General features: G+C 48.5%; 13 protein-coding genes. All 13 read right to left on the bottom strand.

Annotated features, from left to right (window positions below; translation table 11 throughout):
• Window positions 1-2: 2 nt before the first annotated feature.
• Window positions 3-1,325 carry a tRNA (N(6)-L-threonylcarbamoyladenosine(37)-C(2))-methylthiotransferase MtaB gene (gene mtaB, locus ADH68_RS10970; RefSeq protein WP_068960779.1) on the bottom strand — a complete coding sequence of 441 codons (1,323 nt, stop codon included), beginning with the start codon at window positions 1,323-1,325 and terminating at the stop codon, window positions 3-5.
• 111 nt (window positions 1,326-1,436) lie between these two features.
• Entirely contained in the window at window positions 1,437-2,174 is a 738-nt protein-coding gene (locus ADH68_RS10965; RefSeq protein ID WP_068960780.1) for a DUF5131 family protein, read from the bottom strand.
• 86 nt (window positions 2,175-2,260) lie between these two features.
• Complete coding sequence (scpA, locus tag ADH68_RS10960; RefSeq protein WP_068960781.1) at window positions 2,261-4,396, bottom strand: methylmalonyl-CoA mutase; 2,136 nt, start codon at window positions 4,394-4,396, stop codon at window positions 2,261-2,263.
• A gap of 18 nt (window positions 4,397-4,414) precedes the next feature.
• Window positions 4,415-6,271 (bottom strand): methylmalonyl-CoA mutase small subunit, encoded by a 1,857-nt coding sequence (gene mutA, locus ADH68_RS10955; protein ID WP_068960782.1) that lies wholly within the window; start codon window positions 6,269-6,271, stop codon window positions 4,415-4,417.
• 284 nt (window positions 6,272-6,555) lie between these two features.
• Window positions 6,556-6,723 carry a hypothetical protein gene (locus ADH68_RS13960; RefSeq protein WP_157517403.1) on the bottom strand — a complete coding sequence of 56 codons (168 nt, stop codon included), beginning with the start codon at window positions 6,721-6,723 and terminating at the stop codon, window positions 6,556-6,558.
• Between the two features lie 76 nt (window positions 6,724-6,799).
• Window positions 6,800-7,387 carry a hypothetical protein gene (locus ADH68_RS10950; protein ID WP_084274023.1) on the bottom strand — a complete coding sequence of 196 codons (588 nt, stop codon included), beginning with the start codon at window positions 7,385-7,387 and terminating at the stop codon, window positions 6,800-6,802.
• A gap of 13 nt (window positions 7,388-7,400) precedes the next feature.
• The gene (locus ADH68_RS10945) at window positions 7,401-8,597 is read right to left on the bottom strand and encodes an FprA family A-type flavoprotein (protein ID WP_068960783.1); all 1,197 of its coding nucleotides are present in this window, start codon (window positions 8,595-8,597) and stop codon (window positions 7,401-7,403) included.
• A gap of 119 nt (window positions 8,598-8,716) precedes the next feature.
• Window positions 8,717-9,292, bottom strand: a complete 576-nt coding sequence (efp, locus tag ADH68_RS10940; RefSeq protein ID WP_068960784.1) for an elongation factor P — start codon at window positions 9,290-9,292, stop codon at window positions 8,717-8,719.
• 139 nt (window positions 9,293-9,431) lie between these two features.
• A complete protein-coding gene (locus ADH68_RS10935; RefSeq protein WP_068960594.1) occupies window positions 9,432-10,415 on the bottom strand; it encodes an IS30 family transposase in 984 nt (327 codons plus the stop codon).
• Window positions 10,416-10,642: 227 nt separating this feature from the next.
• Window positions 10,643-11,425 (bottom strand): diadenylate cyclase CdaA, encoded by a 783-nt coding sequence (gene cdaA, locus ADH68_RS10930; RefSeq protein WP_068960785.1) that lies wholly within the window; start codon window positions 11,423-11,425, stop codon window positions 10,643-10,645.
• Window positions 11,426-11,434: 9 nt separating this feature from the next.
• Entirely contained in the window at window positions 11,435-12,289 is an 855-nt protein-coding gene (gene folP, locus ADH68_RS10925) for a dihydropteroate synthase (protein WP_068960786.1), read from the bottom strand.
• A 17-nt stretch (window positions 12,290-12,306) separates the two neighbouring features.
• The gene (gene hisS / locus ADH68_RS10920; RefSeq protein ID WP_068960787.1) at window positions 12,307-13,671 is read right to left on the bottom strand and encodes a histidine--tRNA ligase; all 1,365 of its coding nucleotides are present in this window, start codon (window positions 13,669-13,671) and stop codon (window positions 12,307-12,309) included.
• A gap of 149 nt (window positions 13,672-13,820) precedes the next feature.
• Complete coding sequence (locus ADH68_RS10915; protein ID WP_068960788.1) at window positions 13,821-15,233, bottom strand: OmpP1/FadL family transporter; 1,413 nt, start codon at window positions 15,231-15,233, stop codon at window positions 13,821-13,823.
• Between the last annotated feature and the right edge of the window lie 62 nt (window positions 15,234-15,295).

Genomic DNA, 15,295 nt, shown 5'->3' with positions numbered 1-15,295 from the left:
AGTCACGGCTTTATAATTTCGCCCTCAATTTCTTCCCCGATATTATCCGGAGAACCAAGCAGCACATTTACCACCTGTCCAGCAAGCTCGGGTAAAGGCTGCATTCTCACTCTCAGATAATTGTCGGTAAATCCCATCATAGGCTTTCCCTTACGAGGATGCTCTGCAAGCACGGGCCTCACCGTTCCGGCAAAACGCGATGAGAATTCCGCAAGTTTACGCTCGGATATCGCAAGCATCTCGTTGGTACGGCGATGCTTTTCCTGCTGAGACACTACACCGTCAAGTTCAAGCGCTCGTGTGCCCGGACGTTCGGAATATGGGAACACATGCAGACGGCTTATGTCAAGACTGTCGACAAAATCGCGGCTTTGTGCAAACAGTTCATCCGTCTCGCCTCTGGCACCGACAATCAAATCAACCCCAATAAACGCATGAGGCATAGCATTGCGTATACGCTCCATCCGGTGGCGGAACAGCGACGTATCGTAATGTCGGCGCATGAGACGCAGTACCTCATCGCTACCAGCCTGCAGAGGCACATGAAAATGAGGCATAAACGCTCTCGATTCGGCTACCCAGTCGATAATCTCATCGGTAAGCAGATTCGGCTCTATCGAAGATATACGATAGCGTTCTATACCCTCAACCCGGTCCAAAGCCTTGATAAGGTCAAAGAAATTATCATCACGCCCTTTGCCGAAATCGCCGATATTTACTCCGGTAAGCACTATCTCGCGGCCACCGTCCTCAGCAACCTTTTCAGCCTGTGCGACAAGCTCGGCAATAGTACCCGAGCGACTGCGCCCGCGTGCCATAGGTATTGTGCAGTAAGTACACCAATAGTCGCAGCCATCCTGTACTTTCAGAAAATGGCGAGTACGGTCCTCGGCAGAACATGAGGGGGAAAAAGTACGTATATCTTTTGTCGGAGTTACCTCGTGTACAGTTGCGTGGTCGGACATCCAACGGTCAATATAATCCGACAAAAGCAACTTGCGGTCACTCCCGGCCACAACCGCCACACCCGGCAGCGCGGCTATTTCCTCACTCTTAAGCTGAGCATAGCATCCGGTCACAACAATTGCAGCATCGGGATAACGCCGGGCAAACCCACGTATCGCCTGTCGGCACTTTTTATCTGCAACCTCTGTGACACTACATGTATTTATAACCACTATATCAGGCGTTTCCCCGGCCTGTATCCGACGTATTCCCTTTTCGGCAAACAGTCGGGCCACAGTCGAGGTCTCTGCAAAATTAAGTTTGCAGCCAAATGTATGAAACAATGCCTTCCGGCCAGTAAATACTGATTGATCAATCATAACTGCAAATATACATTTTTTACACCACTCCACATCTTCGCATTAAGCCATTTTTTATCCATATCTGAAATTTTAGACAAGCATTGGGATGACGTCACACTGATATTTTCTCTATTTATGTCGTTCAATATGTATATTTATACCTGCTTTCGCAGCCTGTGAATGCTGATGCTCACGCGGGATATGATAGTGTCGGCCATCTTTCAAAAGATATGATCCGGTCTGGTGAAAACAGAATGCGACTCCCGAATCCTCACACTGCTCACGCATATCAGTCACCCAACTGTAATCAAGTTCGCGCGCATACTTCCCCGACTCGCCGCCGACCGATACTTCCTCAATAACTCCGGGCGCAAGGTACGGACGAAGGTCAACCCGCTCAAGCATGGGCGCGACTATGACAAGCCTATGTCGTATCGGCAATGAAAGGAATATCGGCATACGGTAATCGGCACGTTCCTGATTTTCCACCGTGCATCCTATGGCTACATTATCGTAGCCGTCACCCCAGTCGTCCGGAAGCATGGCGTCAAGACGTTCAATGCGTTTTGTAAAGAAAAAGAACGAACAGTCGCTTCGTATGCGCATGATTTCCCATATATCATCTCTCCAGCCATCTGCTTCCTCAATAAGAAAATCGGATGTCAGACAGAGAGCAAACTCTGTACCGGCAGGGTATTTCCAGTTTCCGCTTCGGTCTCTCCTAAGAGGAAGACTGAATGATAATGTTCGCCGGACTTCAGTAGACGGTATCGATGTTCCGAAAGCTGCATCTTCACGGAACACATAACAATGCCGGCATCCGGCACTTATCTTATGGCAACCATGCCATGGATTCCACATCGGCATACGTTCATTTCAAATCAATGAAGCCGGGAACAATCCGTGTTCCCGGCTTCATCAAGTTTATAATGGATAGTATCTGCTTTTATACGTTATTCCGCACCATTAAGAATCTCAAGCATCTTGATGGCAGAATCGGGAATACGAGTGCCGGGGCCGAAGATTGCGGCGACACCCGCCTTGTAAAGGAAGTCATAATCCTGTGCAGGGATTACACCTCCGGCAGTCACCATGATATCATCACGACCGAGTTTCTTCAACTCTTCGATTACCTGGGGAACGAGAGTCTTGTGACCGGCGGCAAGAGACGACACACCAAGGATATGCACGTCGTTCTCAACTGCCTGACGGGCAGCCTCCTCCGGAGTCTGGAAAAGCGGTCCCATATCAACATCGAATCCACAGTCGGCATAACCGGTAGCTACAACCTTTGCGCCACGGTCGTGTCCGTCCTGACCCATCTTGGCAATCATAATACGGGGCTGACGTCCCTCTCTCTTGGCGAAATCCTCGGCCATCTGCTGAGCGCGGATAAAGTCGGGATCCTTCTTTGTTTCGCTGCTATACACGCCTGAAATAGTTCTGATTACTGCTTTATAACGTCCTACAACCTCCTCACACGCATCGGAAATCTCGCCAAGTGTGGCGCGAAGTCCGGCGGCTTTTACCGCGAGGTCGAGAAGATTGCCCTCCTTCGTGCGCACACACTCTGTGATATCGGCAAGAGCTTTCTTGACTGCCACCTCATCACGGTGTGCCTTCACCTCGTTGAGACGCTCAATCTGCTCATTGCGTACCTGTGTGTTGTCGATTTCAAGGATATCGATTGGATCCTCGTGGTCAAGGCGATACTTGTTGATGCCTACGATGGTCTGACGGCCGGAGTCAATACGTGCCTGTGTGCGGGCTGCCGCCTCCTCGATACGAAGTTTGGGCAGACCGGTCTCGATGGCCTTGGCCATACCGCCAAGTTTCTCGATTTCCTGGATATGCTCCCATGCACGATGAGCAATCTCGTTGGTAAGGGCCTCGACATAGTAGCTGCCGCCCCACGGGTCGACCTGTTTTGTAACGAGAGTCTCCTCCTGAATATAAATCTGGGTGTTACGCGCGATACGAGCCGAGAAGTCTGTAGGCAGAGCGATAGCCTCATCAAGCGCATTGGTGTGAAGCGACTGGGTATGACCAAGAGCTGCGCCCATAGCCTCAATGCATGTACGACCTACGTTGTTGAAAGGATCCTGCTCGGTAAGCGACCAGCCGGAGGTCTGCGAGTGAGTGCGCAGAGCGAGCGATTTCGGATTCTTGGGATTGAACTGGCTTACAATCTTGGCCCAGAGCATGCGTGCAGCACGCATCTTGGCAATCTCCATGAAGAAGTTCATGCCGATGGCCCAGAAGAACGACAGACGCGGAGCAAACGAGTCGATATCCATGCCGGCATTCACGCCTGCACGAAGGTATTCAAGACCGTCGGCAAGAGTATAGGCGAGCTCGATGTCGCATGTTGCACCGGCTTCCTGCATATGATAACCGGAAATTGATATCGAGTTGAACTTAGGCATGTTCTGCGAGGTGTACTCGAAGATATCGGCGATAATACGCATCGAGAATTCAGGCGGATAGATATATGTATTGCGCACCATGAATTCCTTAAGGATATCATTCTGGATAGTTCCGGCCATCTCTTCAAGTTTGGCACCCTGCTCCAGGCCTGCATTGATATAGAAGGCGAGCACAGGAAGCACCGCACCGTTCATAGTCATCGACACAGACATCTTGTTAAGAGGAATACCATCGAAGAGCACTTTCATGTCGTCGAGCGAGCAGATTGACACACCGGCCTTACCCACATCACCTACAACACGGGGATGGTCGGCATCGTAGCCACGGTGTGTGGCGAGGTCGAATGCAACAGAAAGACCTTTCTGTCCCGACGCAAGGTTGCGGCGATAGAAAGCGTTTGACTCGGCGGCTGTAGAGAAGCCGGCATACTGGCGGATGGTCCATGGGCGCAGAGGATACATAGCGCTGTACGGGCCACGCAGGAACGGGGGGATACCCGACATATAGTTGAGGTGTTCCAGTCCCTCAAGGTCCTGCTTTGTATAGACGTTCTTTACGGAAATAAGTTCCGGTGTAATCCAGTCCTCTCCGTGTGCCACGGCAACATGATTGGTGCCGAATGCGTCTTTGGCAATATCTATGGTTTTGAAATCTGGTTTCATTTTTGTTGACGTGTTGGATTATTTGAGCAGACGGGAGTTGAAATCACGAAGAGTATCAAGTACGTTGCAACGCACATGGATGAAGTCGTTGATACCTGCAGCCTTGAGGTCGTCCATGCATGCGGGCGCACCGGCAACTACAAGAATAGCACGACCGGCAAGAGCCTCATTGGCTTTGGGGGCGAAATCGGCATATTCATCATCGCTTGAGCAAAGCACAACCACGTCGGCACCTTTCTCCATAGCCGCCTCTACGCCCTGCTCTACGGTATCGAAGCCAAGATTGTCGATAATCTCGTATCCGGCACATCCGAAGAAGTTGGTAGAGAACTGGGCACGAGCGAGTCGCATGGCAAGATTGCCGATGGTAAGCATGAACACTTTAGGACGCTTTGCAGCAGCCTCGGTAGCCAGACGCAGAGTCTCAAAGTCGCTTGCCGCACGATTCATGTTAAGGCCACCCTTGTCATCGCAATGGTCGTGGTCGCCATGATGGCATCCGCAAGCGGCACCTGTAGTCTCAATTTTTCCGGCGGCAGTCTCATTAATATTAGGATACTGATTGGTGCCAAGCAGTATCTCCTTGCGGCGGGCGACATCGGTATGGCGTTTTGCGTTGCTCTCATTCACTGCGGCCTGTACAGTCCCATCGTTAATGCATGCGAGGAATCCGCCTTTTTCCTCTACATCGAGGAACAGCTTCCATGCCTGCTCTGCGATAGACAGAGTCAAAGTCTCCACATAATAGCTACCTCCTGCAGGGTCGATTACCTTATCAAGATGGCTTTCTTCCTTAAGCAAGTGCTGCTGATTGCGGGCAATGCGCTCTGAGAATGCATCAGGTTTCTTATAAGGAGCATCGAACGGGGTGGTAGTAATCGAGTCGACACCGGCAAGAGCCGCCGACATTGATTCGGTCTGCGAACGGAGAAGATTCACATGAGCGTCATATATCGTTTGGTTAAAACGCGATGTGATGGCATGCACAAGCATTTTGGCGCTCTGCTTTGAATCGGGCTTATACTGCTCTACAATCTGAGCCCACAACATACGTGCAGCGCGGAATTTGGCGATTTCCATGAAATAGTTGGAACTTACACCCATATTGAATTTGATGCGCTTTGCCACAATGTCGGCCTTTACACCGGCATCAGTTAGCATAGTCATCCATTCGGCACCCCATGACAGAGCATATCCGAGCTCCTGATAGATGTATGCGCCGGCATTGCACAACATGAAACTGTCAACGGCAAAAATCTGAAGGTTGTCGACCGGTTTTACAGTCTCCAGCAATTCAAGGGCAATAGCCTTGATGTCACCGGGGAACTCTGTTCCGTGCTTCAACGCACGACGCATCGGATTGAAGTCAATCGAGCCGTTGAACGCAGTCAGCTCACCACTACCGCGAAGATATTCCACGAGTGCCTTGGCCAACTCTACCGCATGGCGGGGACATGTCTGGAAATTGATTTCAACATTGTTGAGATCAATGCCTGCAAGGAGACAGCCTACTTCATCAGGTGTAGTGAGTGGAATATTGAAGCCCAAAGAATTAACACCTTTTCCGAGCACATCAAGAGCCGCGGCATTAGCGGCCTCGATTGTATCTTCAAGTATCTCCTGACGCACCTTCCAGTCATTATCTGTACGAGTGCCGCGAAGATAAGGGTATTCGCCAGGGAGTGAGTCCGTGGTCTTAAAATCGGCAATGTTCTCGGCACGGTAAACGGGCTCTACATTGAAGCCTTCGTTGGTGCGCCAAACAAGTTTCTTATTGAAGTCGGCACCCTTAAGGTCGGCTTCTACTTTGGCTCTCCACTGGTCGTAGGAGCACTCAGGAAACATGTCGAACAACTTTTCTTTATTGTCTGCCATGGTTGAGGTTAATATTTAAAATTTATATTAAAATGTCGTGTCTGCAACATCAGGCATACGCAGTTGTCCATGAGACATGCAACCTACGCACGCACATAATGTCATATAAGGCAAAGTTACTAACTCCCGTCAATTCTCCCAACAAATCTCAGAAAAATTTCCTCAATTATGCCATCAAACAAGATAACAAAGCTCACATGATGCTGAATACAATGATTCGGCAAATACCTGTATATAAAAAGCACCGCAGATTTGTGCTGCGGCGCTTTTTATATACAATGATATTATTTACCGAATTTATCCTTGATAAATTCCTCGGCCTTCTCCTTAACGGTCTCTATGACCTCCTTGCCTTTCTCACTACTGATAAACTCAGTCGCCTTTTCAACGACCTCCTTTACATTTTCGTTTTCCATAAGGCCGGAAGCCTTGTCTTTTAATTCTTCAAACATAACTCATCGGGATTTACTTGTTATTAATCATTCATATTAATAACAATCGCAAGCCCCGGAGCGTTCACATACAGGATTATGACAATATTCCGACCGAGCGGAAAAGAGTCTCGTAATATGCGGCCTTAGCCTCAAGACGCATAGGATATGCTCGGCTCGTGGACGGCATCCTCCAGATATCAATACCATCTGACGAATGAACCATATTACCCATCTTAGGCACCTGTGTGCCGGTTATATCCGCAACGACACCGGCAGCCTTCTCTCCGGTAGTAGCGACCGTATGACATTCCGGCATACCACCAAGCAACTCATATAAAGGCACCGGAGTGACAATATCAAGAAACTTATCGGACGCATTGCCTTTAAGACGCCGTACCTCACGTGCGGTATCATTGAGCGCTATGTGCCTATCGGTGAGCAACCCCTTAATAGTTTTAAGGTCAAAACACTTGCTTTCAGGACAATACAGTGCATTACGGTCATCAAAGAAAATCAAACCCATCATATACCAGAAGTCATTGGTACGGTTAGGATAATAGAAATCCATGCTCCACCGATGGCTACCCGGAGGGAAAGTACCCATAATCAGCACACGCGCGCCATCCGGAACAAAAGGCTCCCACGGATGGCGCTCAATCTGCATATCGGCAATGTCCATCATATATTACATTATATTATTTATCAGCCAATCGGCGTGCCATTTCGTCGGCCAAGGTTTTACATCCTTCCATTACCGATGCATCCGGAGCCTGACGGGCTTCTACCGAAGTAATATCCGCACTGACATTTTTCCCTTCTTCAAGCAGCGTATTGATACGCTTTACCGCCTGCGGAGCCCAGGTGTAGGAGCCAAACGTGGATATTATACGGTTTTTCACCTCCCGAGTTTTAATAGCCTGTACAAGAGCTTCTACCGGAGGATAAAGAGTATTGGAATATGTGGGAGCACCTATGACAAGCCCACGGAAACGGAATATATCGGCAAGAATATATGACAGATGTGAGCGCGATGCATCATGCATACGAATCTTCTTTACTCCGTTCTCAGCAAGGCGCGAAGCGATAACCTCAGCCATAGCCTCGGTATTTCCATACATGGAACCATACACTATTACCACCCCATCCTCTGCTTCATAACGGCTCATACGGTCGTACAGCCCCGACACCATGGGTATCTGTTCGTGCCATACAGGTCCATGAGTAGAGCAGATATACTCAAGTTTAAGAGTTGACAGTTTGGAGAGGGCTTTCTGCACAAAAACTCCGTATTTCCCAACAATGTTGGAATAATAGCGGTAAATTTCAGGGATAAACGGCTCTATATCAGTCTCGGAATCAACGATTCCACCAGTTAAAGCGCCGAAACAGCCGAAGGCATCGCCAGAAAACAGCGTATTGCGTTCAGACACATATGTCATCATTGTCTCCGGCCAGTGTACCATAGGAGTAAGGCGGAATGTAAGAGTCATGCCACCCAATTCGAGAGAATCGCCATCAGCAACCTTCATAACATTTTCAGTAATGCCATAAAACCCTCTGACCATTTCCAGGGTCTTCGCATTGCCGACAATAGTAATATCCGGAAAGAAACTACGTATTACATTCAAGGCTCCGGAGTGGTCGGGCTCCATATGGTTTATGATAAGATAGTCCGGAGCCTTGGCTCCAATCTGCGAGGCTATATTCTCACGCAACTTCTCGCACTCGGCAATAGCAACGCCGTCAATCAGAGCGAGTTTCTCACTTCCTTTTACAAGATATGAATTATATGTGACCCCAGTCGGCAACGGCCACAATGATTCAAAGAGAGCTGTCGTGCGGTCGTTTACTCCGACATAATATATGCCGTCTGTAATTTCTTTAAAGTTCATAATAGAGCTATGTGGATAAATGAGAGTCGGAATCAGCCACATGACATGAACCGTTCCGACTCTAATAACATCTTACCGGGCTATCATGTTTATAGCGCCGATATAAACTATTTCATAGATTAAGCCTTTGCACGCTCTACACGTTCAAGATATGAACCGTTGCGTGTGTCGACACGTACTTTGTCGCCAACCTCGCAGAAGAGGGGCACACGCACCTCAGCGCCGGTCTCGACTGTAGCGGGCTTAAGGGTATTGGTAGCGGTATCACCCTTGATGCCGGGCTCTGTATAAGTGATTTCAAGCACTACGTTTGCGGGCATCTCACAGGTAAGCACAGTTTCAGATGCCGCATGCACCATAGCTTCGCAAATATCGCCATCCTTGAGGAACTCAACACCTTCGATGCTCTCGCCGGCTACAATAATCTCTTCCCATGTCTCGGTGTGAAGGAAGTGATAGCCCATATCATCCTTGTAAGAGAACTGATATGGACGGCGCTCGATACGCACTTCCTCGACCTTTACGCCTGAGTTCCAGGTCTTGTCGATAATACGACCGGTCTTTACATTGCGGAGTTTTGTACGAACGAAAGCCGGGCCCTTGCCGGGTTTAACATGAAGAAATTCAACGATGAAGAAGTAGTTGCCATCGATATCGAGGCACATTCCATTCTTAAAATCTGCAGTTGTTGCCATATTTATAATGTAATCTGTTTGTTGTTAAGCTAATGATGATTTCCACGTAACGCGGAGTAAATTTCGGCACAAATTTACAAAAATCCGCATCAATTCACAAATGAACCCTGTCAAATCGTATGCAAGAATAGCCGCAGGTTCAACTGGCAAGTGCAAAATTAGCGATTTGTTTGAAGAACTCGGTTTTCGGGTTTGAAAAACCGAGTTTTTTCCGTGGTCTGAGGTTTAGTTTCTTTGCGACATTCTTGATGTATAGGTCAGTGAAATCATTGAAATTTGACTTTTTGGGGATGTATTGACGGATGAGTTTGTTGATGTTTTCGACCGCTCCTTTCTGCCATGAGCAGTAGCTGTCGGCAAAGTAAACAGTCACATCATCGAGACCTTTGATGCGTAATCCGGCGGTTATGTCGAGGTGTGCCGCGAACTCGCTGCCGTTGTCAGTAGTGATGGTTTTAAGATATTTACGGTATGCGTACAGCATTCTCACGACAGTCTTTGACAATGGCTTGGCTCTTTTTCCGTAAGGTAGTTTCTCCATCATCACAAAGCCAGTCATGCGTTCAAGCAGCACTAGAATCGCGTGCCCGTAGGCATCAACAATAAGATCCATCTCAAAATCGCCAAAGCGTTTGCCGTCGGCCTCGGCCGGTCTGTCGTGTATGCTTGTGCGGTTTGGTATGTTGGTGGCTTTAGTGGGTTTGCGTTCGCCTTTTGGTCGTCGTCGGAAGTCGGGATGTCTGCGGTGACGGCGCAGTTCTCCGCTTTCATCAGCGTTTATAATGTTGTAAATGGTCTGTATGGATACGGAAACACCTTCCTTGGCCAACACGCCACGAATTTGTTCTGGTGACCATTGGTGGTCAATAATCATCTGTTTTATACGCCACACCAACACGCTGTCGAGCTTCTTGTTGGATGTGGTGCGCTTTCTGCGTTCAAGGGCTTTGGCATGAGCCTTTTCCCACAGATAGTGGCCTTTGGTTGTGGAATTGCGCTTCAGTTCACGACAAAGCGTTGACTGACTGCACCCTACTATGAGGGCAATTTCTTCTCTCGAAGTTTTTCTTTGCAGTAAGGCGAAAATTTGCGACCTTTGCTGCGAGGTTAATTGTCTGTACATAAGCAATACAAAATTAGTTAATCTCAGGGAGACTTCGGTCTCCCTTTTTATTTTGTATTGCCAGTATGTTCTGCTGCTGTTCGCTCTTGGGGGCGGTTTAGGCCGCCCCCGCCGCTTGGGCATCCCCTCGCCAGAAGGAGAGAGGAGAATGACTAATGCCCATCTCAAAGTTTTGCACTTCGATTTGGAATCTTCAAGCTCGCCAGACGCCCGGCGAGCACTTCTCTCTACTCATCGGTGACAAGTCTGGAAAGACGATTTTCAAGGTCGGTCGACGAAAGACGCGATATAATCTTCCCTCTATGGGCAAACGATATGCTCCCGGTCTCCTCGCTTACCACAACAGCTGCCGCATCAGTGGCCTGGCTTATGCCGAGCGCCGAACGGTGGCGCAAACCCATTGAACGGGGAATATTCGTGTCATGACTCACAGGAAGTATACATCCGGCAGCCTTTATGCGGTCGTGAGCGATAATCATAGCACCATCATGCAAGGGGGAATTTTTAAAAAAAATGTTCTCAATAAGGCGCGAGTTGATTTCCGCATCAATCATATCTCCGGTCTTTTCATAGAGTTCCAGCGGGATTGACTGCTCTATGACAATCAAAGCACCGGTCTTTGACTTGGACATGGACATGCATGCATAAACAATAGGAATAACCCAACGGCGCGAATCCTCAGCAGACACTGCCGACCCACGGTGATGGCGAAATATGTCGCGCAAAAAACGCCATCGGTTATGATTGCCAAGCTCGACAAGGAAACGCTTTATCTGATCCTGAAACAGAATCACAAGAATTATAAGCCCTATCGACATCACCTTGTCGAGGATGGTGCCGATAAGCCTCATTTCGAATATCTCACTGGCAACCACCCATACAATGATAAATGCCAGCACTCCGAAGAATATATTGATTGTACCAGACTCCTTCATTATCTTATACAGATAATACAGGAGCATTGCTACAATGATTATATCGAGCGCATCCTTTATGCCGAATGGTGCCATAGCAATAGATTATAATTGTGAAAATGAATTATTCAAAGCAGCCTCTACGACAGCTCGTGTATCATAAGCGGCAGCCACATCATGAACACGCAGGAATGCGGCTCCACGTTCAAGCGCAAGAGCATTAAGCGCCACAGTACCGAAAAGCGATTCGTCAGGAGTTTTCCCGGCGAGGCGGTATATCATTGACTTTCGTGACACTCCGACAAGCACCGGACAATCGAGCAGACCAAACATGCCAAGATCTCGCATAAGGGTGTAGTTCTGCTCCAGAGTCTTAGCAAATCCAAAGCCCGGGTCGACCACTACGTCGGCCACACCCATAGCGCCCAAGCGGGATAACTTGACTTGCAAGTCGGCCAACACATCGGCAGTAACATCGGTATAGTCAGTCATTGTCTGCATTGATGACGGAGTGCCGCGCATATGCATGAGCACATAAGGTACTCCCGTCTCCGCAACAACGGCAAACATATCCGAGTCAAGAGTGCCCCCGGATATATCATTTATCATGTCCGCGCCAAGTTCTTTCACCGCTATGTCCGCAACCTCCGCACGAAAGGTATCAACGCTGACAAAAATATCAGAATCGACTTTACGCAAGGCTTCCATGCCAAGGCGCAGACGGCGGATCTCCTCTTCGGCAGTAACCTCCAAAGCACCGGGACGGGAAGAATATGCACCAATGTCAATCCAGTCGGCGCCATCCTCTATCATCTTTTCCACCCGCCGGGCCACGGATACAGAGTCGCCGGTACGCGACCCGGCATAAAACGAATCAGGAGTGACGTTGACTATCCCCATTATCTGAGGATGGTCAAACTCAACTACACGGCCGCGCAACTTAAGAGAAAAAGGATGCATCGTCATATATCACCCAACTATGACAAACGTGCCACAAGGTCATCAAGAGCAACCGCCTCCTGATTACCCGCTTCCATATCCTTTAGTGTTACAGTACCCGATTCAAGCTCTGTCTCGCCGATGATGGCAACAAAAGGTATGCGCATAGCATCGGCATATGCCATCTGCTTTTTCATCTTAACCGTATCTGGATATACCTCCGCGGCAATACCGGAGGCTCGAAGCATCTTTGCCGCTTTAAGTGATACAGTAGACTCGTCGGCACCAAGATTAAGGAAAATAACTTTAGATGCTGCTGATGTATTCTCAGGATACAGATCAAGAGTATTGAGCACATCATATATACGGTCAGCGCCAAACGAAATACCGACTCCCGACAGGCCCGGCATACCGAACACACCAGTAAGGTTGTCGTAACGTCCACCACCGGTAATAGATCCAATCTGCACATCGAGGGCCTTCACTTCTATGATAGTGCCGGTGTAATAATTGAGTCCGCGCGCGAGCGATACATCAAGGTCGAGCTGCGCTTTCATACCAAGCGACTCCACGCCCGACACAACTGCTCGCAACTCTTCGACACCGGCGACGCCAACAGGAGTATCAGCGAGCAAGGATGATAACGCCGACAGACGCTCATCGAGCGAGCCGGAAATCGCGAGTATCGGACGAAGTCGCTCCACGGCATCATCCGACAGTCCGCGTTCACGCAGTTCGACCACCACATTGTCAATGCCGATTTTATCAATCTTGTCTATGGCCACCGTAATATCAATCAGCTTGTCGGGGGCACCGATAAGTTCGGCAATACCTGCAAGCACTTTGCGATTGTTCAGCTTGATGGCTATACGTATTCCAAGGCGGGAAAAGACTTCGTCGATAATCTGCAGCAGCTCAATCTCATTGACCAGCGAATCAGAACCCACTATGTCGGCATCACACTGATAGAACTCGCGATATCGCCCTTTCTGCGGGCGGTCGGCACGCCACACCGGCTGAATCTGAAACCGCTTGAACGGCAACTGCAACTCATTGCGATGCATCACGACATAGCGTGCGAACGGCACTGTGAGGTCGTAACGCAGTCCTTTCTCGCAAAGCTGCGATGTAAGACGCCCGGAAGGCTCCTCGGCATTGAGTAGCTCATGGTCGGTACTCTTCAGATAATTACCTGAATTAAGTATCTTAAACAAGAGTTTATCACCCTCTTCGCCATATTTCCCCATCAGCGTCGACAGGTTCTCCATGGCCGGGGTCTCTATCTGCCTGAATCCATAAAGACGGAATACTTCACGTATAGTGTCAAATATATAGTTGCGACGCGCCATCTCCACCGGAGAAAAATCGCGCGTACCTTTTGGTATAGATGGTTTCTGTGCCATATACAAGAAGAATAAAAAAGGGCAACCGAATGAATTATCGGGCTGCCCTGCAAAGTTACTTATTAATATTCAATTCCGCATTCTTATAAAGCGGAAAAGTATTGGAGGTTGTCTAACAAATAATTTTTAAAATTCCGCCAGACATATTCCTAGAACGAATATGACACACCTATTGCAGGTATAAGGGCGCGAGTCATGTAATCGGCTTTGAACTCACCCGTTTCAGGCATCTTAAGTCCCGCTACTACCGGAGCAAGTTCAGGACGGGCCTGTGCAAGCTGGTCAAGTGCAGGATTTGCTTTTTTAGCAAGAAGATTATCGTAGCTGCCTACCACTCCGTCAGCACCTGTTCCAAACACATACATAAAAGCAAAGTCAATCGACAGCTGTGGCATCGGGCGGAATGACAGACCTACAGAAGGCTCAATCTTTGTCATTCCCGGAGTCTCAGGATTGTAGTATTCACGATTCACAGGCGAAAGGTCAAGCATAACACCGGCGCGCAAATCAAGGCGTTCGGTCAGTGAATATTGTCCGCCAAGATGGAAAGTCCATGCATCCTTATATTTTTTTGTTAGATGCTGGTCATATTCCGCAAGATTATCGAACTCGATATCAAGCTGTTTATATGCGCTCCATCCGTTGAGCTGGGCGTCAAATGCAAGAATCAGTTTATCTATCGGCTTATACGACACTCCGAAGGTGAGTACATACGGACATGGCATCTCAGCGGCAAAGTTGGTGGAATTCAACAGATCAAGTGATCCGCCCAATAACTCTTGGGAAATCTTATCATTGGCGGCATACGACACTCGTGCAATACCCTTCTTTACTTTCATATTCATCTTTGAGCGGTAAGACACACCGACAGTCCAGCGTGTATTGATATCGTACATGACACCGACATTGAATCCCAAAGCCAGCTGCGTGTCACCTGTCAGGTTTACTGACGCCGGTACAACATTGCCGATAGTCGATGGCATTTGAGTTCCGGAGAGCATTCCGGCAATCGGAAGAAATCTATCAAACGACTCCGGAGTAACAAGTCCCTTATTTAGATCCACACTTCCCCAACCTATCATAAGACCGGCTCCTACACTGAGATTTGGCAATACCCTCCACGAAACAGTAGGCTGCACAGTGAATACTTTCAAGTCAACCGACTGGTTAAGGATAGCTCCGGGCCAGTTCTCACCCCAGTTGATTGAGCTTCCATAGGGAGTATACAGCGACAGGCCGGCATAAAGATTGTCATATATGCGGAATGCAGCCGAGACATTAAAAGGTGTGCTGACGCCATTGTCAGTCTCATATTTTTTTCCTTCATAGGTACATGACCCAAGTGCGGAAATGGCGCTCACACCGGCCGACAGCTCAAGTGTCTTGTTTGAAAAAGCGACTGCGGCAGGATTGAATATATTACTTTCAGCGCCAAGTTTCATAGCGACACCGACATGTCCCATGCCTTCCTGCTTGGGACTAAATGTATTTACCTGATATCCCTCGGCCTGAGCAGAAAGCGATGCCAGTGCAAGCAATGAAATCAGAGAATATTTTTTCATACTTGATTGATTTATTAAAAGTGACGGCAAAGGTAAGAATTATAACCTAAAAACGCACCAAA

Origin of the sequence: Muribaculum intestinale, assembly GCF_002201515.1 — a bacterium.
In the GTDB taxonomy this organism is placed as follows: Bacteria; Bacteroidota; Bacteroidia; order Bacteroidales; family Muribaculaceae; genus Muribaculum; species Muribaculum intestinale.
Note: the sequence above shows the minus strand (reverse complement) of the source record. Positions and strands in the feature narration are given on the sequence as shown.